The following is a 21,757-nucleotide window of genomic DNA, read 5'->3' as shown; positions in this document are numbered from 1 at the left end:
CGTGGTGCCAATGCCCCCGAACAAACTGGCTGGAGAAATCGGCGCGGCCAACCCGTTCCCCGACGACCCCGATCTTGAACGCCACGCTGCGTACGAATTTGACCGTACAGGACCGGATCGCTTTCAATCGCGTCCATTGCCCAGCGGGTTGCTGCGTCTTTTTGGCGGGCTGATTGTTTCACAAGCACTCGCAGCGATGCAGCAGACGGTGCCTGACGATAAGTTCGCCCATGCGATCCACGTGTTCTATCAGCGCGCGGGATTGATTGATCGTCCTTTGCACTTTGCCATAGAGCGCGACACCGATGGCCGCAGTTTTGCACAACGCCGGGTGTCGGTAACGCAAGACGGGCAGCCGATCGCCTATGCTATGGCGTCATTCCAAACGGCGGAAGCAGGCGGCGTACATCAAGACGCGATGCCGAATGTGGCAGGGCCTGAAGAACTGGAACCGCTCGCGTCCATCCTTACGCGCAGGTTGGCCGATTTGCCGCTGCGACACCGGCCATTTTGGTGCAGGCGACAGCAGTTTGATTGGCGTCCGGTGGAAGAGTTTTGCATCGGCAACGCAGATATCCGTCCTGCCCGCCGACATTTCTGGCTGCGCGCAAACGCCGTGGTGGAAGCACCGCTGCCTGTGCATCAGCGGCTGTTGGCCTATGCCAGTGATACACACATCATGCAGACGGGCCTGCGTCCCCTGGGACTATGCTGGACCGATGATCACTTGCAAACCTCCAGCCTTGATCACGCTATCTGGTTTCACGCACCATTCCGCGTGGATGACTGGCTGCTTTATGTGATCGACAGCCCCGTGGCATCAGGGGCACGCGTTTTGGGCACCGGCACAGTGTTCAAAAGGGACGGTACGCTTGTGGCCACCGTGGTCCAACAAGGTCTGGCCCGGCGGCTTGATGAAAAGCGCGAGGGAAAGATCTGATGGCCCATCCAGAGATGTCCCCCCTCAGCACGCCGTGGCTTCAGTTTGAAGATCTGGTCATTGGCCAGGTCCGGCGCTCTGAATCGCACACGGTGACCGAGGATGAGATCGTGACTTTTGCCAAAGCCTATGATCCGCAGTGGTTCCATACAGATCCTGAAGCGGCCAAAGCATCGGTGTTCGGCGAGATCGTTGCAAGTGGCATCCATGTGCTGGCGATGTGGCGTCAGCTTGATCACACGATCAATGCCGACATTGATTTTGTCTGCGGGATAGGCTGGGAACATTTGCGCCTGAAACGTGCGGTACGGGCGGGCGATACGATCCATGTGACGAGCGAGATTATCAGCCTTGAGCCATCGCGCAGCGGTAAAGATCGCGGGACGGCGGTGACGCGTTATGCCGTGCTGCTGGACGATGGCACGCAATGCGTGACGTTCGAGAGCATCAATCTGGTGTATACGCGGGGCGCGCGGGCCAATCGTTCGGCGAGTGCAGCGGCTTCATCATAAGCTTGTGCCATCGCGGCTTCGACCTGTTCGGGTGTGCCATAAGTCGGGCGCACTTGGACGACGTGAACGTCGGTAATGCCGATGAAACCCAGCCACGCTTTCATGAACGCGGTCTGGAAATCCAGTTCGCTGTCAGCTTGTCCCGGCCTTATATCCAAGGCCCCTGAACAGATCAGTATGGCCTGACGCCCTGCCGCCATGCCGGTGACGCCTTCGGCGCTGACGGAGAAGGTGAGGCCGGGCTGGGTGAGCACGTCGATGTATTGTTTCAGCCGCCACGGCACACCGAAATTCCACATCGGCACGCTGAACACATACGTATCGAACGACAAGAAGTGCTCGATGGTCTTGCCAATCTGCGCCCAGACCTCGTGCATTTCAGGGCTGACCTCGCGCCCTTCGATCAGGGCATAACGCCCTTCGATGGCTGCTCCGTTGAAGTCTGGCAGGTTGATGGCTTCAAGGTCGAGCGTTTCGGGGTCGGTCACGCCCGACTGCCCGATAAAGCGCCGCGCCACCATGTCTGACCGCGAGCGGTCTTTGCGGGGGCTGCCGCTGATGTGGAGCAAGCGCGTCATCCTGGGGCTTCCCTTCAATTGCCGGTGAGCAGGGCGGGCTGTTCAATTAACCGGGCAAGCGCGGCCATGAAGCGGCCGGCGTCTGCCCCGTCGATGGCGCGGTGATCGCAACTGAGTGACAGGTGCAGCACCGGCACGATGCGGATCGCGCCATCATCGTCGATGGGTTCGGGCCGTGCCGTGCCGACTGCCAAAATCGCGCCTTGGGGTGGATTGATGATGGCATCGAACTGTTCCACGCCAAAACTGCCAAGGTTGGATAGCGAGAAGCTGCCTCCTGCAAACTCCTCGGGCCGCAATTTTCCGCTGCGGGCTTTTTGCGCCAGTCCTTTCATGGCATTGGCAATCTCTGCCAGCCCAAGATCGTCAGCGCCGAACACGATGGGCGTTACCAGTCCGCGATCGGTTGCCACGGCCACAGCAATATCGGCCTGATGGAACTGGTGGATGTCAGTGCCGTGGACCTGAATGTTCACCGCAGGCACTTCAAGCAGTGCGAGGCCGCAGGCGCGGATGAGGTAATCGTTGACGCTGGGCTTTTCGCCCGTGGTGGCCGCGCGATGCGCCAGAAGGCGATCTGCGCGGACTCTGCGCCGCACATAGAAGTGCGGGATTTCCTGCTTCGATTGCGTCAGGCGCCGCGCGATGGTGCGGCGCATCGAGGACATTGGCACAACGTCTGGCGCACCGCTTGCGGGGTTTGCGATTGGCGCGGCGTTGATGAGGGGCGCAACCACGACGGGCGGTGGCGGCGGCATAGCATTGGCAATAGCTGCCATGACATCGACCTTACGCACCCGACCGCGCGGGCCGGTGCCGGTGACTTTGGCAAGATCGAGTTCGTGCAGTGCGGCAAGGCGGCGGGCAACAGGCGTTGCCATGACCGGGCCTTCGGGCAGGAGCGGGAATGCGCCGACCAGAGAGAGAGGCTGCGGCGCGCGCGCGGCCTGATGGACATCCTGCACCGAAATCCGCCCATTGCGGCCTGATCCGCGGACTTGCGCCAAATCGACGCCCAGTTCTTGCGCGCTTGCCAGAGCCACCGGGCTGATGGCAATGCCTTCAAGCACAGCGACAAGAGCCGCGGGTGCGGGCGTATCGGCTTCAGGTTCGAAGCTGGTTTCGGACGGGCGGAACCCTGCGATCAGCGCATCGATTTCAGCAGCCGTGGCCTCGCCCCCATCGGATAGGACCGCCAGCAGCGCGCCGACCGCATAAGTCTCGCCCGCCTTGGCGATGATCCGGACAAAGCAGCCATCAGCTTCGGCCTCTACTTCGTTCGTGATCTTGTCGGTTTCGATCAGCGTCAGCACCGTGCCGCGTGCGAAGGGGGCGTTTTCGGCCACCATCCATTCCGCGATGGTGCCTTCGGCCATCTCGATGCCCCATTTGGGCATGGTGAATGCTTTGAGCTTGGCCATGGTCTGCCCCCCGCTCAACGAAACGCAAGGGTACGACGGATCGCACCCTCGATGGTCTGCGGCGATGGCAGCCATGCCCGTTCCAGCACGCGCGAGAACGGGATTGGCGCGTGCGGGCCAGTGATCATTTCGGGCGGTGCCTTGAGGCTGGTGAAAGCGCGTGTGGCGACCAATGCGGCAATATCGGCGGCAAGGCTGCAACGCGGCGGGCTTTCATCCACCACCACCAAGCGTCCGGTCTGTTCCACCGAATCAAGGATCGCGTCTTCATCCAACGGGCTGGTGGTGCGCAGATCAATCAGATCAACGCCGATGCCATCAGCGACGAGTTTATCAGCCGCTTTTTCAGCAAAATTGACCATGCGGCCACAGGCAACCACGGTAACATCGCCGCCTTCGCGCACCATCCGGGCCTGACCGAACGGAATGCGGTAATCGCCATCGGGCACTTCACCCTTCACGCCGTAAAGCGCCTTGTGTTCAAAGAACATCACGGGGTCATCGCCGCGCAAAGCTTCAGTCAGGAGGCCCTTTGCATCGGCGGGCGTGGTGGGCAGTACGACTTTGAGGCCGGGCATGGCGGTGAGCAGGGCATATACCGACTGGCTGTGCTGTGCCGCCGTCTGCATGCCCGCGCCATAGACCATGCGGACCACAGCGGGGCATCTGGTCTTGCCGCCAAACATATAGCGGAACTTGGCCATCTGGTTCCACAACTGGTCCAGGCTGACGCCCACGAAATCGGCAAACATCAGTTCGGCCACCGGACGTTTGCCCGCCAGCGCAGCGCCTGCCGCAGCGCCGATAATCGCGCTTTCCGATATGGGGGTATCAATCACGCGGTTGGGGCCGAACTTTTCCCACAGGCCGCCGGTCGTGCCCCAGATGCCGCCGATGGCCTCCGGCCCGCCGGCGGTGCCGTTGCCGCCCACCACATCTTCGCCCAACACAAGGATATCGCCATCGCGCTCCATCTCGTCGTGCAGGGTGCGCAGGATTGCTTCGCGAATGTTCATCACAGCCATTGTCGCAAATCCTCAGTAATATTCGGCGTAAACATCGTCGGCGACGGTTGCCGGATCAGGATCGGCCCCGGCCCGCGCCTGTGCGACGGCTTCATCAATCAGGATCCGCACCTCATCATCGATGGCGTCCATTTCGGCGTCGGTCAGCAGTGCCGCGTCTGTAACGACCTTGCGAAATGCCTTGAGGCAATCGCGCTCTTCACGGATACGGTCGAGTTCGCCGGAGCCACGATAACGCTGCGGATCGCCTTCGAAGTGGCCATAGAAGCGTTCGGTATCCAGTTCGATGGCAGCTGGCCCGTTTCCGGCACGGACATATGCGAGAAGATCGCGGAACTGTTCAAAGGTATCGAAGAAATCGCATCCGTTGGCGCGCCAGACTTTCATGCCGAAAGCCTCGGCGCGGCTGGCGATGTCCTTGGCCGTGCCGACAGCATAATCAACGCCAGTATGTTCGGAATAATGATTGTTTTCGAACACGAAGATCGCAGGTGCCTTTGTCACGACAGCAAGGTTCATCGCTTCGAACGTGGTGCCCTGATTGCAAGCACCATCGCCGGAAAAGGCAATGCCGACGCGGCCCTTGCCATCCATCTTGGCCGCCAGCGCAGCGCCCACCGCCTGCGGTGCGCCGCCGCCGACAATGCCGTTGGCCCCCAACATGCCGACCTCAAGATCGGCGATGTGCATCGATCCTGCCCGTCCCTTGCACAGGCCATCGGCCTTGCCATAGATTTCGAGCATCATGCCTTTCACATCGCAGCCCTTGGCAATGCAATGCCCGTGGCCGCGGTGAGTGGAAACGATCTTGTCATCAACTGTCAGCTGGTCGCAAATGCCGACGGCCACAGCTTCCTGCCCTGCATAAAGATGCGTGAAGCCACCGATCTCGCCGGTCTTGATTTCATCGTGCAGACGTTCTTCGAACGCGCGGATCGTGCTCATGCGCCGGTAAGCGCCGAGCAACTGGTCATGGCCCAGTTGCAACATGCCTGTTCCTCTCAGATATCGTCCGGGGATTTGCCGCCGGGGCCATAGATGTAATCGTCCAGCACCTTGTGGAAGTGGCGGATGCGCAATTCCTGTTCACCGATCCACAGGCCGGGGAAGTTGTCAGACTTCATGCCCAGTTGCACCGTCGGCAGGTTATACGCGTCCTGATCGAGGACTTGCCCGATGCTGCGATCGCCATGCTTGAAGCGGCGATGCTTTACGCGCTCGGGCCACTCCTCACCCTCGGGCACCAGTTCGAACACCCAGACATCATAAAGCATCTTGTTGGGATCGGTGGCGTGGGGGCGCATCCGGAACATCAAGACATCGTCAGCGTGGACGTTCAGCGACGCATTGGGAAAAATGAGATAATGGAAGTCATCAGTCAGTTGGTCATCATTAAGCGCTGAATAATCCTTGCCTTGCGCAGGGCCATGCTTTCGCTTGAACAACTGCACATCCCGGCGAATGTCGGTTATACGCCCTTCGTATTCCGCTGGGTCCATGCCCGCATTGCGCATGATCTCATCGATTGCCGGAGGGATTTGGCTAGGAAGTGCCACACGCGGCGAAATCGTGGCAAACGGGATCATGTAGCGGGTGTGACGTTCATAGCAGTCGATCTGGATGTTCACGTCATCAAGATACCACTTCAGCTGCGGGTGGACGCCCTGCACGTGGTAACTTTCGTTGAAGGCATCGACCGCAGCCTTCCAATTGCAATCCCATTCCACCGTCACGTCACGCTTCCACGCCATGCGTTCGGGATGGTAGGGTTCAAGATGCTGTTTCAGCGGCGCAATATAGTCGTCAAACGGTTCGACTTCGGGGTTGAGCGAGAACCAGACAAAGCTGTTCCATTCGGTGCACGGCAGGCTGGGCAACGCCATTCCCGGCGGACCGCCCTGTGTGAAAGTGCAAAGATCTGGCAAACGCTCAATCACGCCATCGAGGCCGTATGTCCAATGATGGTACATGCAGCGGAATTCTGTTGCGTTGCCCAACCCTTCAGGCCGCAAACGGTTGCCGCGATGCAAGCAAACGTTTGGAAATGCGCGTAAAGCCCCATCGTGCTGACGCACGATCAGCACGCTTTCCTTGCCGATATCGGTGCAGATATAGTCACCTGGCTCAGAGATATCGTCAGCGCGGCCGCCAAGTAACCAGACCTTGGTCCAGACCCTCTCCCATTCCAGCTTCATGAATTCTTCGGAATAGTATCGTTCCGCCGGGATGATCGCAGTGCCAAGTTCCGGTTCGGGAGCCTTTTCCACCGGGGTGCCAGTCGTCACAGTCGAAGGGTCCACGCGGATCACATCGACGACGCGCTTTACGTCCATGCGCGCGGTGTCCCACATCAGAAGTGCGTCCGGTTGGTATAGGCTCCATCGACCACAAGGTGCGAACCACTGCACCAGCTGGCCGCCTCACTGGCAAGGAACACAATGGCACGGGCAATTTCTTCAGGCTTACCCAACCGGCCCATCGGCTGCTGGCGCAATTGCGCGGCGTAGAACTTTTCCATCGTCCCTTTGATCATGTCCCAGTTGCCGCCTTCGAATTCGACGGGACCGGGCGATACGACATTGACGCGGATGCCATCCTTGCCGTGGGCGAGCGCGAGTTGCTTGCCATAAGTGATCAGCGAAGCCTTCATCGCGTTGTAAGCTTGCGGGCCCCCCATCGCCTCAAGCGCTGAGGTGGTGGCGACAAGAACGATCGAGCCGGAGCCTTGCTTGGTCATGTGCGGGATTGCCGCTTCGACGGCGCGGACAGGCCCCATCACATCGGTTTCAAAGGCGTTGGACCAGTATTTTTCACTGCCAATGCCGCCGCCGGCAGAGCTGAGCGGGATCAAAACATCCACGCCATCAAGCGCTTCAATTGCCCAATCCAGCCACTCCTTGTATTCATCGGCCTTGCGCACGTTCACCGGCTTGCCGATAACCTTGGTGCCATAGCGGGAAAGTGACGCCACCGCGTCCTTGACGGAATCTTCCCCGCGCGCGCTGAGTGCGATATCGCAACCTTCGCGGGCGAGGACTTCGGCAACGGCAAAGCCGATTCCGCGCGCGCCGCCAACAACGATGGCTTTCTTTCCCTGAAGCCCGAGATCCATGAACAATCCTTTCCCAACGCACGCGCATTCAAAGGGATCTTGAGCGGCACACAATGACCGCATAGCGCCGGAGCAATCTGCCCGAGCGCCGATGCCGCGCTGCCTTTCCCTATGGGGGCGCAGCCGCTTGCATCATCCATTCTCCCTCGTCCCGCACTCTATTGGCAATGATCCCGAGTGCAACAAAAAAACATGCTTGCATGCTTTTTTATGGTGCCGCATGATGTCCTGACAAGCGCGGCCCGTGGCAATGGGCGCAAGACAACAACTGCGCAAAGCTACACGGGGAAAGGCCGCTCGACAGCGGATACAAACGCATGGCGACACAGGCAAAGCGGGCAATGTCCGCGCAATCGTCCAACCCATTGGCAGAGCCGGTTTCAAAGCATGGCGCCGCGAAATCGGAACCCGGCCGCCAATCGCTGAAAAGCGCGGCAACCCGCGCGCGGTTGGTGGATGCAACGATCCGCTGCATCGTACAGCACGGCTATGCCAACACCGTCACGCCGATGGTCGCAGCGGAAGCCGGGCTTTCACGCGGGGCCATGTTGCATCACTTCATCAGTGGTGATGCACTAATCCGGGCAACAATCGTCGAATTGCACGACCGACGACTGAAAGCGTTTCGGCGCGCATCTCAGGCCAACGTCGGCGACGTGCGCTCCATGGTGCGCGATTACTGGCAGCAATTGCAAAAACCGGGGTTCATCGCCTTTCAGGAACTGGCAATGGCGGCGCGAGCCGATGCTGCGCTGGCTGAAATCCTGCTGCCGCTGCAAGCCGAATTCACACAGAAGTTTCAGGCTTTGGCAGGCCAGCTCTATCCCGAATGGGTGCAGGAACCGGAGCGGCTAAGGCTGGCGATGGCGCTTTCGCAAATCCTGATGGAAGGCATCCAGATTGCCAGCCTGACCGGGGCCGTGGACAAAAGCCTGATTGATCCTTTGCTGGATTTCCTTGAAATGAGTGTTGTTGCGCTGCGCCCCGGACAAGGACCTGAGATGACGATGAAGGCCGAACAATGAGCGGGCGCGGCAAAGGCCCGCTTGCGGGCTTACGCATCCTTGATTTGACCAGCGTGTTGATGGGGCCGTATGCGACGCAGATCTTTGCCGATCTGGGCGCGGATGTGATCAAGATTGAAGGTCCGGCAGGTGATACCACCCGCGCCATCCCCCCCGGCCCGGATTCTACGCGCGGCGCAATGTTCCTGAACGTCAATCGCGGCAAACGCAGCCTTGCGCTTGATCTGAAGCAACCTACGGCGCGCGATGCAGTGCTGCGGTTGGCGGCAAACGCCGATGTGTTCATTCATTCCATGCGGGCGCAGGCCATAGCGCGGCTGGGGCTAGACTATTCCGCGCTGTCTGCTGCCAATCCCCGGATTATCTACGCCAACCTTTATGGTTATGGCCGCAACGGACCATACCGCGATTATCCCGCTTATGATGATATCGTGCAGGCCGCATCTGGCATCGTTGATCTGCAAGCAAGGCTATCGGGCGGGGAGCCGACCTATTCTGCCAATGTGATTGCCGACAAGGTCAGCGGCCTGACCGGAGCCTATGCGGTGATCGCGGCGCTGTTTGCGCGCGAACGCAGCGGAGAAGGTCAGGAACTCGAAGTCCCGATGTTCGAAACTATGGTCTCGTTCGCTTCCGTGGAGCATTTGTGCGGATCGCTGTTTGAACCGCCGCTGGGGCCGCCCGAATATCCGCGCGCCACGTCGCCATCGCGCAAGCCCTATCGCACGGCGGATGGCTATGTTGGCGTGATGATCTACAACGACAAGCAGTGGCAGGCATTCTTCCGCGAACTGGGCGATCCCGACTGGTCGAAAGACCCGATGTTTGCATCCTTGCGCAGCCGGACCGAGAACATCACCACGGTGCTGGCCCAGGTTGAGCGCGAAATGGAAACGCGCCCGACCGAGGAATGGATGGCGCTGTTCCGCCGTGCCGAAATCCCGGCAACGCCTATTGCATCGCTGAGCGATTTGCTGCGCGATCCGCACCTTGAGCAGACTGGCTTTTGGGAAGAACGCGAGACAGAGGCCGGACGCCTGCGCTTCCCCGGCATCCCCACATCGTTTTCACACACGCCCGGCGCCATTGGCGACCCCGGCCCTGTGCTGGGCGCAGACAATCACGCGGTGCTGGCAGAAGCAGGTTTTAGCGATTCCGAGATTGCCGCCCTGAAAGAAAGCGGCGCGGTGATTTCATAAAGGCTTGACGCCCGATGCCGTTACACGGCGTCGGGCTGCAATTCCGCGATCAGCATATCACGCAGTTTGAATTTCTGGATCTTCGAGGTCGACATCGGCCATTCGTCGATCACGCGGATGTGACGCGGGATCTTGAAGCTGGCCAGTTTGCCTTTGCAATGGGCAATAAGCTCGGCCTCTGAAGCGCTTTGGCCATCGACCAGTTCAACAAAGGCTGCGGGCACTTCGACATAGCGCGCATCGGGCAGGCCGACCACTTGCGCCAGTTTCACCGCCGGATGCGATTGCAGCATGGCTTCGATTTCAGCGGCGGCGACATTTTCACCGCCCACCTTCAGCATATCCTTGGTGCGACCATGGAACATCACATTGCCATCAGCGTCGATGGAGCCCACGTCGCCTGTATGAAACCAGCCATCGCGCAAAGCTTCGGCGGTTTTTTCAGGCGCGTTGTAATAGCCTTTGAGCATGTTGGGGCTGCGCAGCACGATCTCGCCCCGCTCCCCTGCCCCGCACGGCGCACCCGTTTCGGCATCAAGGATGCGCACTTCCCATTCATCCAGCGGATAGCCGCAGCGTTCGGTGCGGGTTTCGTAGCTGTCGCTTAACTGGCTGGTGGAAACCGTACCCGCGGCCTCAGTCAGGCCATATGTACCCACCTGGATGGTATGTGGCATGGCGGCTTTGACCGCTTCCTTGATCCATGCGGGCTGAACAGCGAAGTTCGAATTCATCACGCGCAGCCGCGACAAATCGGTTTGCGCAAACGACGGGTGATTGATGAGGTCCTGCATGATGGTGACAAAGCTGGGATAGGCAATCGTCGCGCCTTCGCGCCCCAGCATGTCGAGCGCAAGGCCCGGTTCAAAGTGAGGCACGGTCATGTAGCAGCCGCCGCGATCAAGGATCATCGTCATCGGCAGGATGCCCGCGATGTGGAAAATCGGCAGTGGCGACCAGACCTTGTCCGCCGCCGTGCATTCATAGCGTGTGCCCAGATTGCGGCTGTTGCCCACTTGCCCGCGATGCGAAATCAGCGCGCCCTTTGGGCTGGACGTGGTGCCGGATGTATAGAGGATCATCGCCGTATCTTGCGGATCGACCGCATCAATCCGGGCATCGACTTCGCTTTGCGGCACTGACCCGCCCTGCGTAAGCGCGGATCCAGCGGGCATCATGGCCGGGTCGCATACTTCGTCGAGCGAGATGATATGGCGGAGCTTGGGCGCTTCTGGAAGATTCAGGTTTTGCGCCGCCACTTGGCCGCTCAACGATGGGAGGGCGGCGATGACACGTTCACAATAGTCGAGCGAATCGGTCAATTTCCCGGCGGTGATCAAGGCCACCAGATCGGCATCGCGCACGACATAGGCCAGTTCATGCGCCTGATAGCGCGCATTGATCGGGACCGCGACCGCGCCTGCCATGGCAATGCCATAGAATGCTTCGATAAATTCCACGCACGTTGGCATCAGAAGGCCGACATGTTCGCCCGGTTGAACGCCCAGAGCAATCAGCGCCCGTGCCCATCGCCTCGCCGACCGATCAAGTTCGCGATAGCTGATTCTTTGATCGGGGAACACCAACGCTTCGGCATCGCCGAATTCTTTCGCGGAGGCCCTGATCATTGCACCCATGGTGTAAATTGATTGCCGGTGCACCATTCATCCCCTTACCCATATGGCCCTCACCCATCCGGGTGAGTTCAGTCTACCGTGCTTGCGCTGGCGCTGTTGTTTAAGGAGAATTGATACACCGCCGGAATAAAAAGACAATCATATCTGTCTTTTTTAGAGAGATATTTCCGCTATTGTCGCAGCCCTGCTGTCCAAATCCAGACCTGTCGCGCAGCAGCAATAAACCTTTGCGCATTGCGGTTCTTGCGCCATCCAGCACCATCGCGCTATGGGCGAATTAAGAAGCGTGCAGCCTGCGCTGCACGTTAGACATCAGGCGAATAATAATGGCACTTTCACGCACACGGGTTACGCGGCCCGTTCGGCAACCTCGCCCTGTTGGCGACAAGGGGCCCCAGCTTCAGGCGGCAAAAGCAGCGCAAACGCGGGCGCGACTGATTGATGCAACCGTGCGCTGTCTGGTCAAACACGGTTATGCCAATACGACAACGCCAAAAGTTGCTGCTGAAGCCGGTCTTTCACGCGGCGCGATGATGCACCATTTTGAAAATGGCACGGCACTGATCAAAGCCGCGATTGCAGAATTGCATGACAAACGCCTGCGCGCATTCCGCCGCGCCGCAGATAAGCCCGATCATGAAGTGACCGACCTTGTCGAAACCTATTGGCGGCAACTGCAAAAGCCTGCGTTCATTGCGTTTCACGAACTGGCCGTCGCTGCCCGAACTGACGCAGAATTGGCCTCGATCCTGATGCCGTTGCAAGACGAATTCCGGGAAAAGTTCAACGCGCAAGCAGAGCAGCTCTTTCCCGAATGGGCGTCTGCTCCGGCAAACTTCGAACTGGCGATGACGCTGTCGCAAACCATCCTTGAAGGTATGGCCATCAGCCTTCAAACCGGCGCCATGGATTCTGCCAAAGTTGAACCGATGCTGCGCCATCTGGAAGGGCAGATCGGCGCGCTTGCCCCGCCAGCCAACACTTGAAATTCATGGAAACAGGCGGTCAATTCCAGGCCGGAATCAGGCCTGAACTACACATAAAATGACAGTGATTTCCGCGCGTAACGACGCGGATATGACTAGAAGTCGGCAGTGCGGCACCAATCAAAATGCGCAGGCTCTGTGCAAAATGAAAATCAAACCTGTTTGTCTTTTTTGTCGCATCGCGCTAACCTCCCCGATAACAGGTTCGACGGGACCAGACACATGATCGAACCGCGAGGGGAGAGCCTTTGGACGCGCCGAAGATGAAAGAACCGAAGATTTTTCGTCCCGAGCCGGGTGATCCGGGCCGTCCGCGTCGCGGGCTGGACGATGAGACGCTGGTCCAGCAGACAAGCGTTTTTCGCGATGATCTTTTGGCGGGACACACAATCCTGATCACCGGCGCAGGCAGCGGTATGGGCAAAGCTGCGGCTTATCTTGCCGCACGGCTTGGCGCAAACGTGGCCATTTGCGGCCGTGACATGGAAAAGTTGGAGGGCACTGCAGCCCTGATCCGCGAGAGCACAGGCAACGAGACTTTTTGCCAATCTACCAACATCCGCGATCCTGATGCCGTTGAAGCGCTGATTGCCAACGTTCACGATCATTTCGGTGGCCTGGATACCGTGGTGAATAACGCTGGTGGCCAGTTCCCGCAGGACGCGATTGATTTCAGCCGCAAGGGCTGGATGGCGGTGATCGACACCAATCTCAACGGTACGTGGTGGATGATGCAGGAGGCTGCCAAACGCTGGCAGGCCGATGGCAAGGCCGGGCACATCATCAATATCGTTGCCAATGTGGAGCGCGGCATGCCGCAGGCGGCGCATACTTGCGCGGCGCGCGCTGGCGTCATTTACCTTTCGAAAACAGTGGCTACGGAATGGGCGCCGCTGAACATCCGCGTCAACTGCATTGGCCCCGGCGTGATCGAGACCGAGGGCTTCCGGATGTATCCCGAAGAAGCGCTGGCACGGTTCCACAAAGCCAACCCGATGAAAATGCGCGGCAATGCATGGGATGTGGCCGAGGCCATTGCTTATCTGGCATCGCCTGCCGCGCGCTTCATGAACGGTGATCTGATGATCATTGATGGCGGGCAGGCGCAATGGGGCGTGATCTGGCCTGCGGGCATGCCGGATTACTTTTCGGAAGATGGTGCCGCTTAAACATACAATAATCGGGAGAAGGTTATGGGCCGCGTAGAAGGCAAAGTCGCTTTGGTGACAGGCGGGGCATCGGGGCTTGGCGCGGCAGACAGCGCTGCGCTTGCCCGCGAGGGGGCGAAGGTGGTCGTGACCGACGTCAACCTCGCCAGTGCACAGGCCGTGGCACAAAGCATCGGCGGCGGCGCGATTGCGCTGGCGCTTGATGTGTCGAGCGAAGAGCAATGGATTGGCGTGATAGCCGAGATCGAGAAGCAGTTCGGCGGTTTGCACGTTCTGGTCAACAATGCCGGTGTGGTGCTGAACGCCGATGTCGAAGACACTTCGCTGGAGAAGTTCCGCTGGGTCAATTCGATCATGACCGATGGCGTGTTCCTCGGCATGAAGCATGCCATTCCGCTGATGAACAAAAGCGGCGGCGGATCGATCATCAACATGTCATCGGTCGGCGCGCTGCTCGGCTATCCGATCTACTTTGCCTATTCCGCTGCCAAGGGCGCGGTGCGTTCGATGACCAAATCGGTTGCCGTCATGGCGCAAGTGAAGGGCTACAAGATCCGCTGCAATTCGGTGCATCCCGGCGCGATTGAAACACCGATGGTGCAACAGGCAGAAGGACGCCCCGGACAAGTGCAGGAAATACCGGCAGGCGTTTTGCCATACGGCACGCCCGGCCATCCAGATGATGTGGCGGCGCTGGTTGTATTCCTGGCATCGGATGAATCGCGCTTCATTACCGGTGCCGAACTGGTGATCGATAACGGGGTGACGATCCGCCCGTTCTGATCGACGGACATCAAAAAAGGGGGGCGACACCGCGATGGTGCCGCCCCCCTTTTTTATGCGTAATACCTTGGCCTTAGCGGGCCATGCGTCGGTCCAGTTCGGCGTGGAAGTGGCGCAGACGACCTTCCTGTTCGCTCCACAATGGCCCCTTGAAGCCGCGCGAGTGGGCGCCCTTCTGGACAACGGGGAGAAGATCGCTGTCCTGATCGAGCACTTCGCCAAGGCAGGGTGGTTCGCCAAGCTTGGTGTGAATCACCTCGGGACGAGTGCGGCCAGACAAGTCCACTTCAGGCCCCAAGCCCATCCAGGCGGGCGCGCCATATCCCGGCGCATCGACATGGCGATAGAGGATGCAGGTGTCATAAGTGAACTGGTTGGGATCGGTTGCATGCGGGATGAAGCGGTGCAGGAAGACCGCTTCAGGATGGCAGCCGATCTGCACATTCGGGAAGATCGAATAAACGACCGAGTCCGAAAGCTGGCTGTCGCTGAACCGGTCGTAGCGCAGGCCCAGTTCATCTGACCTGTGGCGCTTGGCCTGCTGCACGGCGGCGCGGGTTTCGCGGGCAGTGCCTTGATAGGTTTCGGGGTCAATTCCGGCGTCGCGCAGCATCATCTGGATACCGGGATTGACGCCTTCCTGATCGGGATAGCGCTGGCTGGGCTGCGCGAACGGCACGAACTGGCGGCTGAGACCGCCCGGCCAAAGATCGATCTGCGTGCGATCATCCATCAGGCACTGCGTTTGCGGGTGCACGGCGTGCAGATGGTAAATCTCGGCAAAGGCATCGACCCCGCCCTTCCAGTTTGCCCCCCAATCAGAGCGGCGGTGCTGCACCACGTACATCTGATCGATTTCGTACAGTTCCAACTGGGGCAGGATGGGTGCCAGAAATTCGCGCAGTGGCTGAATCTCGGGGTCCATTGAAATGAACACCAGTCCGGCGGCCACTTCGCAGCGCACCGATGTCAGGTCAGTGCCGTGGCACAGCACTTCGGGGCGGAATGTTTCGGCATCAGTGACCGCAATGTTGCGGCCATCAAGCGCGAATTTCCAGCTGTGGAACGGGCAGGAAAAGCGATCCAGCGATCCTGTTTCACCGCTGACCAACTGGCTGCCGCGATGGGGGCAGACGTTGTAATGGGCGCGGATCACGTTTTCGTCATCGCGCACGATGATGAAGCTTTCCGGCCCGATATCGAACTTCATGAAATCGCCGGATTCGGGGATGTCGGATGCAGAGCCGGCCAGAAGCCAACTGCGCGCAAACACCTTGTCCCATTCCTCGCGCGCGAAATCGGGGCTGGTATAGCGCTGCGGATCAGCGCGGCCTGTGCCGTTATCGATGCGGTTTGCGCGATCGTTGAACGGATGGTGCGCGCCGGTGTGGATGTCCCAAAGGTCAAAATCGGTCTTCATGTCCGTCTCCCGTTGACAGGAACGGCCGCGCCCTGAAGCGCGGCCGTGTGTCTGGTTCTTGATCCTCCCGAGCGATTACGATCAGGGGCCGCGGAACTTCACGCCAATTTCAGCGCCGAAGTAACGCGGTGCGCCGAAGTTGGAGTTGAGCCAAAGTCCGGCGACGTTCTGCGATGCAATGCGATAGCGTTCATCAGTCAGATTGCGGCCCATCAAGCGGACATAGTACTTGTTGTCCACTTGCGAGAGGGTCAGCGATGCGTTCACCAGCGTACGTGCGTTAAGGAACGTGTTGCCGCGTGGATCATCGATTGCCTGCGTGTTGAGGTTCTCGCTGGTGTAGGCAGCAGATGCATTGGCAACGAACTTGAATTCGCTGCTCACCGGCACTTCATACGTGCCATCCACCGTCCACTGCCACTTTGGCGCGCGGTCAAGCGGAGCGGTTGACAGGTCATACCCTGCGCCGGGCGCAGTGTAGCTGTCATAAGCCGCATCCTGATAGCCGAGCACACCACGCAAGGTGAACCCTTCGAACAGACGGGCGGTTGCTTCGGCTTCAAGCCCCTTCACCGTGGCGCTTGCCGCGTTGACGAAGATTGTCACCTGGTTTGACTGGCCGTTTACAATGATCGGCACGTTGAGCTGCTTTTGCAGATCCTTGTACTTCACATAGAAGCCGGTGAGGTTGAAGCGCAGGCGGCGGTCAAACAGTTCGGTCTTGATGCCAGCTTCATAGCTGTCAGCCGTTTCCGCATTGGTGGCGCGTGCCGCTGTGCGGAATGCGTTAACGTCAGCACCGAAGGCTGCAAAGCCGCCGATCTGGTCATTGAAGCCGCCGCTCTTGAACCCGCGCGAATAAGTGGCGTAGGCAAAGACCTCGGGCGTGGCCTGCCAGCCAAGGCTGGCGCGCCAGGTTGCACGACGCGCGCTGTTATCAACGCGGATGACACCGGAAGGATATTTGAACACGCTGGCATCAAGCGCATCGTCAATCTGGATCGAAGGATCAAAGCCGCCATTCAGCGCAGGAATGAATACCTGCTGGCGTCCGTACCATTCCTTGTCCTCCCAAGTATAGCGCACACCGGCGGTAAACGTGATTTCCGGCGTGATCTTGTAAGTGCCTTCGGCAAAGGCTGCCTTCGAACGCGACTTTTGCGCATTACAAAGAATGTAAGGCGTATCGTTCCAGTTGCCGAATGGCAGCGGGCCGGAAGTCAGATCAAGGAAGCCGAGCAACTGCGCAACGCAGAAGTCGATGGTCTCGCGCTGGTAGAAACCGCCCAGCACCATATCGAAGTTACCGCCAAGATCGGTAGCAAAGCGCAGTTCCTGCTGGAAGGTCTTGCGGTTGTCATCGCGCGTTGCATCGAAGATCGAAAGCGGCTGTCCGTCGGCCGCAATCGGCACAGCGCCGGCGTAAGAGTTTGGAATGCGCGATTCCTGCTTGCGCCAGCCGGTAACTGAAGTCAGCGTGCCGAAGTCGAAATCGATGTCACCGTTGAGGTAAATCCCGTCAACCGAGATGCGCTGTCCATCGCGCATCTTGATCAGGCCATCCTGGCGATAGCTGACCGCCGCATTATCAAGCGGATCGCTGCTGTTCGGGTTGGGACGTACCGAGTTCAACAAATCGGTCAGGAACGGTGCTGTGCCGGTGTAAAGACCGTTTTCATTGACCGAAGGGACGGTTTGCGACTTGTCACGCAAATGTTCGTATTGCGCCAGGAAGCTGATGCGGTCGCTTGGCTCCCACAGCAGCTTGGCACGGAAGTTGAGCACATCCTTGCCACCTGCCGAAGCGCCGTCGAGGCAGCCCGAGCGACCATTGAACTTGTTCGGCACAAAGCCCGTGACAGGGCCATAGCAGGCGCCGTTCTTGTAAAAGCCATCGGTTTTTTCCATGCCGCCGACGAAACGGAACGCAAGAGTATCGCCGATGGGCACGTTCAGCGCGGTCTGGAACTTTTTCGTGCCAAAGCTGCCATATTCGGCCCGTGCGTCAACGCCCACAGTGCCAAGTTCCGGACGCTTTGTGCGCACTGTAACGGCACCGCCGGTGGTGTTCTTGCCGAACAGAGTGCCTTGCGGCCCGCGCAACACTTCGACTTGCGAGACATCAAACACGTCGAGCAATTGCGTCTGGACCGAGGACACGACAAAATCGTCCACCAGAACCGCAACAGGCGGTTCGAAGTAAACAATGATCGACGTCTGGCCGACACCGCGCATGGCGAAGGATGCTGCGTTGAAGTTGGTGATGGTATTGGCCGAGAAATTCGGCACAAATGCCGCCAGATCACCAAGGTCACGCGGGTTGGCCTGCTGGATCAGCTGGGCATCCACGGCGGACACTGCGATCGGCGTTGATTGCAGGTTTGAATCACGACGCAGCGCGGTGACAACGATTTCGCTTAACCGGTTGGAATCCAGCTGGTCAGTACCAACGCGCTCAGCAGACTGAGCACTGCTCTGGTCAGCTGCGGTATTGGCCATTGCCGGCGTTGTCATGGCCGCTGCAACCAAGGCGCATACAGCTGTTGATCGCTGCAGAAAACTGCTGAACATCCGTCTCTCCTCATTTCCCGCCATCGTTGCAGGTTGGGTCGAAGCTTAACCCCAAAGAGACATTTTGCAAGCAGACATGTATGTTTTTTTAGAGGTCCGTTCGGGCAGTCCGCCGACACCCTGCTTACGGGAATGGACTGCCCATAAATCTGGGCCCTGGAATACATTCATGATTGTTTTTGAAAGGCGGCAGAGTATCATTCCGCAGCAGGAGCCCGAAGAGGCCTTCGACGGGAGAATGCAGAACGTGGCTGATCTTGAGTCCAGAATTGCGCGGTTGGAAGCCGAATCGCAGATCCGCCAACTCGTTGCCCGCTATAGCTTTGATATCGATGACCGCCGCGTGGACAGCGTGCGCGCGCTGTTCGCAGACGATGCGGTGCTGCGTTCCCAAGATGGCGTCATGCACGCAGCGGGCGTCGATGCGATCATGGCGCAATTCGATGGCCGTTTTGCCGTCCTTGGCCCCGGCCACCATGTAATGCACGATATTCAAATCGATTTTGTCAGCGATGATGAAGCGCGCGGGCGCGTATCAGGCCATGCCGAACTGTGGCGCAATGGCCGGATGATGGTCGCCGCCATTCGCTACGCCGACCGCTACTGCAAGTGCGCCACTGGCTGGAAGTTTGCCGAACGCGTGCTCGGCTTTCTCTATTATGTACCGGTTGAAGCTTACCCCGGCATTCTGGGCCGTCGCAACCGCAATCATGCTTATGCCGATCCCCTGCCCGCAGACTTCCCCGAAGGCACAGCCGACTGGATCGCATACGAACAATCACATGCCACAACGGCCTGACACACACATTCCTGCGGGAGAGACAATCAATGGCATTCTCATTCCTATCGCGCTTTCGCATTGCACCTGATCGGGAACAGGATTTTGTGGCGCTTGCCGTGCAGATGGAAGCGCTCGCCAAAGATGAGCCCGGAACGCTTGGCTACAAATTCTACCGACTGGACGAACCGAACATGTTCGCCGTGTACGAAAGCTTTGTCGATGAAGCCGCCGATGCCGCGCACATGGCCTATGACCACAACAAACCGCTGATCGAAAGCATGATCGCCTGCATGGACGGCAACTATGTGCGTGAATTGTTGCACGATCTTGTGGCGACACCCGGAGAGTGATGACCATGGCCAAGAAAAGCTTCATCGCACAATTGCGCACAAAGCCCGAAAAGCGGGACGCCTTGATTGCGCTGCAAACCGAACTGAAAAATCTGGTGTTCGCGCATGAGCCCGACGCCATGGTTTACGAACTTTTCCAATCAGATGACGATCCGGACCTGTTCCAGTGCGTTGCCACGTTCCGTGATGATGCGGCGTTCGAAAAGCACATGCACATCGATTTCCATGATCGCCTCGTGCCGCCAATCCTCGAATGCCTTGCCGAGGATATGACCATCGCTTTTTACCGTTCAATCGGTTGAGCCAGGGGGACTTTGCATGAACACCATCTTCAAACGCGCGCTGGCGCTGTGCCTCCCTGCCGTTGCGCTCGGCACCGTCTCGCTTGCAACGCTGCTGAACGCGGCCCCGCCGCAGCGGATCAAATCACCCGAAGACCTGCAAGTTTACGATACCCCGCGCATTGATCCGGCAACCGCACCGGGCCGACCCATTTTTGAGCAAAATTGCGCCATGTGCCACATGGGCGGCGTGCCCAAAGCGCCATCGCCAGCATTCCTTGCGATGCTACCGCCTGATTCCATCGTGAATGCGTTGACGCATGGCGTGATGCGCGCACAGGGCGAAAGCCTGACCCGGCAAGACAAGATCGCGCTTGCCGAATACATCACGCGCACGCCTTATGATTCCTACAAACGGCCCGCGCCGCCGCCGGTATGCACCGGCTCTGCGGTGAACTTCGATACGGCAGACACGCCCGCGCCAATTGGTTGGGGGCGTGACAATCGCCGCTTTGTGCCCGCCGGTATTGCGCAGCTTTCTGCAGGCGATGTGCCGCGCCTGAAGCTCAAGTGGGCCTTTGCCTATCCTGCGTCCAATCGCGCGCGTTCCCAGCCGACACTGGCATGGGGCACATTGTTTGTGGGCAGCCAGGACGGCACGGTCTATGCCTTTGATCCTGATACGGGCTGCACGCGCTGGACCACGCGGTTAAGCGCCGAAGTGCGCACGGCGATCGTCGCCGATCCCGAAACGAAGCGCCTTTATTTTGGCGATCTGCTGGGCAAAGTGCACGCGCTTGATGCGCTGACCGGCAAAGAGCTGTGGGCGCACCGGATGAGCGATCACGCCGACGCCACGATCACGGGTACGCCAACGCTGGGCGGGGGCCTGCTTTATGTGCCCTTGTCATCGCTGGAAGTGGTGCAGGCTGGCGATCCAAAATACGCTTGCTGCACATTCCGCGGCTCGGTCGTGGCGGTCAATCCGGTAACCGGCGAGGAAGTATGGCGTGCGTGGACTGCGGGTGAACCCAAGGAGAAGGGCAAAACCGCAGCAGGCGCATTGATCCTTGGGCCATCGGGCGCGCCTGTCTGGAACAGCCCGAGTTATGATGCGCAAACCAACCGCGTTTTCTTTGGCTCGGGCGAGAATTACTCCAGCCCGGCTGATGAAAATTCGGACGCCATTTTCGCGGTCGATGCCCGCACGGGCCAGCGGATTTGGCGCACGCAATTGACCGCAAATGACGCCTGGAATGTTGGCTGCATGATCGGCAACGAATCGTGCCCGACAGAAAACGGGCCTGATTACGATGTGGCGGCATCCCCGCTGCTGATCAACACCGGGCCTGCAACCCGGATGCTGGTGGTTGGCCAGAAGTCAGGGCAAGCATGGGGCCTTGATCCCGATACGGGCAAAATCGCATGGGAAAAACGGCTTGGCCATGGCGGCACCCAAGGCGGCATTCACTTTGGCATGGCCGCCGAAGGATCAACCGTATTCGTGCCGGTGAACGACATGGCCGACACGTATGACGCGCGCATCTATGACAGGAAACAACGCGGCGCGGGTCTTCATGCGCTAAACGCCGGCACGGGCAAAGTGCGTTGGTTCGCGCGTGCACCATCCAGATGCAAGGGCGCGAAATTCTGTGACCCCGGTATCTCTGCTGCCGTTACGGCGATCCCAGGCGTGGTGTTTGCCGGGCATCTTGATGGCATGTTCCGCGCCTATAACAGCAACACCGGCGCGGTCTTGTGGCAGACCGACACAACCCTGCCCGTCCCGTCGATCGATGGCGGCACCGCCAAAGGCGGCAGCATGAGCGGCCCGGGCGCAGCCGTCTGGAAAGGCAAGGTCTTCGTCAATTCAGGCTATGGCATGTACAGCCACATGGCAGGCAACGCCCTGCTGGTATTCGCTCCGGACAAGCCAGCCAAACCAAAGCGCAGCGCCGCCAAATAGC

The 21,757-nt window shown here is 59.2% G+C and carries 20 protein-coding genes; 11 read left to right on the top strand and 9 right to left on the bottom strand.

Annotated elements, in window-relative coordinates:
- Window positions 1–10: 10 nt before the first annotated feature.
- Together B7Y89_RS09590 and B7Y89_RS09585 are read left to right on the top strand one after the other, a co-directional pair.
- Window positions 11–940, top strand: a complete 930-nt coding sequence (locus tag B7Y89_RS09590) for an acyl-CoA thioesterase II (RefSeq protein ID WP_292937957.1) — start codon at window positions 11–13, stop codon at window positions 938–940.
- Window positions 940–1,452 (top strand): MaoC/PaaZ C-terminal domain-containing protein, encoded by a 513-nt coding sequence (locus tag B7Y89_RS09585; protein ID WP_292937955.1) that lies wholly within the window; start codon window positions 940–942, stop codon window positions 1,450–1,452. Before B7Y89_RS09590 ends, B7Y89_RS09585 begins: the two co-directional genes overlap by 1 nt.
- Here B7Y89_RS09585 and B7Y89_RS09580 read toward each other — a convergent pair.
- From B7Y89_RS09580 to B7Y89_RS09555, 6 genes are read right to left on the bottom strand one after another with little or no spacing between them, the layout of a single operon-like run.
- A complete protein-coding gene (locus B7Y89_RS09580; RefSeq protein ID WP_292937953.1) occupies window positions 1,338–2,030 on the bottom strand; it encodes an NAD(P)H-dependent oxidoreductase in 693 nt (230 codons plus the stop codon). The genes B7Y89_RS09585 and B7Y89_RS09580 overlap by 115 nt on opposite strands.
- Window positions 2,031–2,044: 14 nt before the next feature.
- Entirely contained in the window at window positions 2,045–3,451 is a 1,407-nt protein-coding gene (locus B7Y89_RS09575; RefSeq protein ID WP_292937952.1) for a 2-oxo acid dehydrogenase subunit E2, read from the bottom strand.
- 14 nt (window positions 3,452–3,465) lie between these two features.
- Complete coding sequence (locus B7Y89_RS09570; protein WP_292937951.1) at window positions 3,466–4,476, bottom strand: alpha-ketoacid dehydrogenase subunit beta; 1,011 nt, start codon at window positions 4,474–4,476, stop codon at window positions 3,466–3,468.
- A 12-nt stretch (window positions 4,477–4,488) separates the two neighbouring features.
- Window positions 4,489–5,463: a thiamine pyrophosphate-dependent dehydrogenase E1 component subunit alpha gene (locus B7Y89_RS09565; RefSeq protein WP_292938012.1), complete on the bottom strand. Its 975-nt coding sequence runs from the start codon at window positions 5,461–5,463 to the stop codon at window positions 4,489–4,491.
- 14 nt (window positions 5,464–5,477) lie between these two features.
- Complete coding sequence (locus B7Y89_RS09560) at window positions 5,478–6,827, bottom strand: aromatic ring-hydroxylating dioxygenase subunit alpha (protein ID WP_292937949.1); 1,350 nt, start codon at window positions 6,825–6,827, stop codon at window positions 5,478–5,480.
- Window positions 6,827–7,588, bottom strand: a complete 762-nt coding sequence (locus tag B7Y89_RS09555; protein ID WP_292937947.1) for an SDR family oxidoreductase — start codon at window positions 7,586–7,588, stop codon at window positions 6,827–6,829. The genes B7Y89_RS09560 and B7Y89_RS09555 overlap by 1 nt, the downstream gene beginning before the upstream one ends.
- Before the next feature lie 317 nt (window positions 7,589–7,905).
- On the opposite strand from B7Y89_RS09555, the gene B7Y89_RS09550 reads away from it, so the two are divergent.
- Window positions 7,906–8,613 carry a TetR/AcrR family transcriptional regulator gene (locus B7Y89_RS09550; RefSeq protein ID WP_292937945.1) on the top strand — a complete coding sequence of 236 codons (708 nt, stop codon included), beginning with the start codon at window positions 7,906–7,908 and terminating at the stop codon, window positions 8,611–8,613.
- Entirely contained in the window at window positions 8,610–9,812 is a 1,203-nt protein-coding gene (locus tag B7Y89_RS09545) for a CoA transferase (protein ID WP_292937943.1), read from the top strand. The genes B7Y89_RS09550 and B7Y89_RS09545 overlap by 4 nt, the downstream gene beginning before the upstream one ends.
- 20 nt (window positions 9,813–9,832) lie before the next feature.
- Here the strand turns inward: B7Y89_RS09545 and B7Y89_RS09540 are convergent, their stop codons facing one another.
- Window positions 9,833–11,440, bottom strand: a complete 1,608-nt coding sequence (locus B7Y89_RS09540; protein WP_292937941.1) for a class I adenylate-forming enzyme family protein — start codon at window positions 11,438–11,440, stop codon at window positions 9,833–9,835.
- Between the two features lie 335 nt (window positions 11,441–11,775).
- Here B7Y89_RS09540 and B7Y89_RS09535 point away from each other — a divergent pair, with 335 nt between their 5' ends.
- The 3 genes from B7Y89_RS09535 (at window position 11,776) to B7Y89_RS09525 (ending at window position 14,387) form a co-directional block, all read left to right on the top strand.
- Window positions 11,776–12,435, top strand: coding sequence for a TetR/AcrR family transcriptional regulator (locus B7Y89_RS09535; protein WP_292937939.1), 660 nt, complete (start codon window positions 11,776–11,778; stop codon window positions 12,433–12,435).
- Between the two features lie 263 nt (window positions 12,436–12,698).
- Complete coding sequence (locus B7Y89_RS09530; protein ID WP_292937938.1) at window positions 12,699–13,604, top strand: SDR family oxidoreductase; 906 nt, start codon at window positions 12,699–12,701, stop codon at window positions 13,602–13,604.
- Window positions 13,605–13,628: 24 nt separating this feature from the next.
- Window positions 13,629–14,387, top strand: a complete 759-nt coding sequence (locus B7Y89_RS09525) for an SDR family oxidoreductase (protein WP_292937936.1) — start codon at window positions 13,629–13,631, stop codon at window positions 14,385–14,387.
- Between the two features lie 73 nt (window positions 14,388–14,460).
- Here the strand turns inward: B7Y89_RS09525 and B7Y89_RS09520 are convergent, their stop codons facing one another.
- Both B7Y89_RS09520 and B7Y89_RS09515 read right to left on the bottom strand, forming a co-directional pair.
- Window positions 14,461–15,807, bottom strand: coding sequence for an aromatic ring-hydroxylating dioxygenase subunit alpha (locus B7Y89_RS09520; RefSeq protein WP_292937934.1), 1,347 nt, complete (start codon window positions 15,805–15,807; stop codon window positions 14,461–14,463).
- Between the two features lie 81 nt (window positions 15,808–15,888).
- Window positions 15,889–18,306, bottom strand: a complete 2,418-nt coding sequence (locus tag B7Y89_RS09515) for a TonB-dependent receptor (protein WP_292937932.1) — start codon at window positions 18,304–18,306, stop codon at window positions 15,889–15,891.
- A gap of 241 nt (window positions 18,307–18,547) precedes the next feature.
- Here B7Y89_RS09515 and B7Y89_RS09510 point away from each other — a divergent pair, with 241 nt between their 5' ends.
- Genes B7Y89_RS09510 through B7Y89_RS09495 form a run of 4 tightly spaced genes read left to right on the top strand, consistent with a single transcriptional unit; the run spans window position 18,548 to window position 21,756 of the window.
- The gene (locus tag B7Y89_RS09510) at window positions 18,548–19,177 is read left to right on the top strand and encodes a nuclear transport factor 2 family protein (protein WP_292937930.1); all 630 of its coding nucleotides are present in this window, start codon (window positions 18,548–18,550) and stop codon (window positions 19,175–19,177) included.
- A gap of 29 nt (window positions 19,178–19,206) precedes the next feature.
- Entirely contained in the window at window positions 19,207–19,509 is a 303-nt protein-coding gene (locus B7Y89_RS09505; protein WP_292937928.1) for an antibiotic biosynthesis monooxygenase, read from the top strand.
- A 5-nt stretch (window positions 19,510–19,514) separates the two neighbouring features.
- A complete protein-coding gene (locus B7Y89_RS09500) occupies window positions 19,515–19,811 on the top strand; it encodes an antibiotic biosynthesis monooxygenase (protein WP_292937926.1) in 297 nt (98 codons plus the stop codon).
- A 16-nt stretch (window positions 19,812–19,827) separates the two neighbouring features.
- A complete protein-coding gene (locus B7Y89_RS09495; protein WP_292937924.1) occupies window positions 19,828–21,756 on the top strand; it encodes a PQQ-binding-like beta-propeller repeat protein in 1,929 nt (642 codons plus the stop codon).
- Window position 21,757: the final 1 nt, after the last annotated feature.

The sequence above is a fragment of the Novosphingobium sp. 32-60-15 genome (genome assembly GCF_002280675.1).
In the GTDB taxonomy this organism is placed as follows: Bacteria; Pseudomonadota; Alphaproteobacteria; order Sphingomonadales; family Sphingomonadaceae; genus Novosphingobium.
Note: the sequence above shows the minus strand (reverse complement) of the source record. Positions and strands in the feature narration are given on the sequence as shown.

Bases quoted from the DNA above. Each gene is read 5' to 3' on its own strand.
- B7Y89_RS09535 (WP_292937939.1), top strand. From the start codon at position 11,776: ATGGCACTTTCACGCACACGGGTTACGCGGCCCGTTCGGCAACCTCGC.
- B7Y89_RS09570 (WP_292937951.1), bottom strand. From the start codon at position 4,476: ATGGCTGTGATGAACATTCGCGAAGCAATCCTGCGCACCCTGCACGAC.
- B7Y89_RS09545 (WP_292937943.1), top strand. From the start codon at position 8,610: ATGAGCGGGCGCGGCAAAGGCCCGCTTGCGGGCTTACGCATCCTTGAT.
- B7Y89_RS09495 (WP_292937924.1), top strand. From the start codon at position 19,828: ATGAACACCATCTTCAAACGCGCGCTGGCGCTGTGCCTCCCTGCCGTT.
- B7Y89_RS09580 (WP_292937953.1), bottom strand. From the start codon at position 2,030: ATGACGCGCTTGCTCCACATCAGCGGCAGCCCCCGCAAAGACCGCTCG.
- B7Y89_RS09540 (WP_292937941.1), bottom strand. From the start codon at position 11,440: ATGATCAGGGCCTCCGCGAAAGAATTCGGCGATGCCGAAGCGTTGGTG.
- B7Y89_RS09520 (WP_292937934.1), bottom strand. From the start codon at position 15,807: ATGAAGACCGATTTTGACCTTTGGGACATCCACACCGGCGCGCACCAT.
- B7Y89_RS09515 (WP_292937932.1), bottom strand. From the start codon at position 18,306: ATGGCCAATACCGCAGCTGACCAGAGCAGTGCTCAGTCTGCTGAGCGC.
- B7Y89_RS09590 (WP_292937957.1), top strand. From the start codon at position 11: ATGCCCCCGAACAAACTGGCTGGAGAAATCGGCGCGGCCAACCCGTTC.
- B7Y89_RS09500 (WP_292937926.1), top strand. From the start codon at position 19,515: ATGGCCAAGAAAAGCTTCATCGCACAATTGCGCACAAAGCCCGAAAAG.
- B7Y89_RS09585 (WP_292937955.1), top strand. From the start codon at position 940: ATGGCCCATCCAGAGATGTCCCCCCTCAGCACGCCGTGGCTTCAGTTT.
- B7Y89_RS09555 (WP_292937947.1), bottom strand. From the start codon at position 7,588: ATGGATCTCGGGCTTCAGGGAAAGAAAGCCATCGTTGTTGGCGGCGCG.
- B7Y89_RS09530 (WP_292937938.1), top strand. From the start codon at position 12,699: ATGAAAGAACCGAAGATTTTTCGTCCCGAGCCGGGTGATCCGGGCCGT.
- B7Y89_RS09505 (WP_292937928.1), top strand. From the start codon at position 19,207: ATGGCATTCTCATTCCTATCGCGCTTTCGCATTGCACCTGATCGGGAA.
- B7Y89_RS09575 (WP_292937952.1), bottom strand. From the start codon at position 3,451: ATGGCCAAGCTCAAAGCATTCACCATGCCCAAATGGGGCATCGAGATG.
- B7Y89_RS09560 (WP_292937949.1), bottom strand. From the start codon at position 6,827: ATGTGGGACACCGCGCGCATGGACGTAAAGCGCGTCGTCGATGTGATC.
- B7Y89_RS09525 (WP_292937936.1), top strand. From the start codon at position 13,629: ATGGGCCGCGTAGAAGGCAAAGTCGCTTTGGTGACAGGCGGGGCATCG.
- B7Y89_RS09550 (WP_292937945.1), top strand. From the start codon at position 7,906: ATGGCGACACAGGCAAAGCGGGCAATGTCCGCGCAATCGTCCAACCCA.
- B7Y89_RS09510 (WP_292937930.1), top strand. From the start codon at position 18,548: ATGATTGTTTTTGAAAGGCGGCAGAGTATCATTCCGCAGCAGGAGCCC.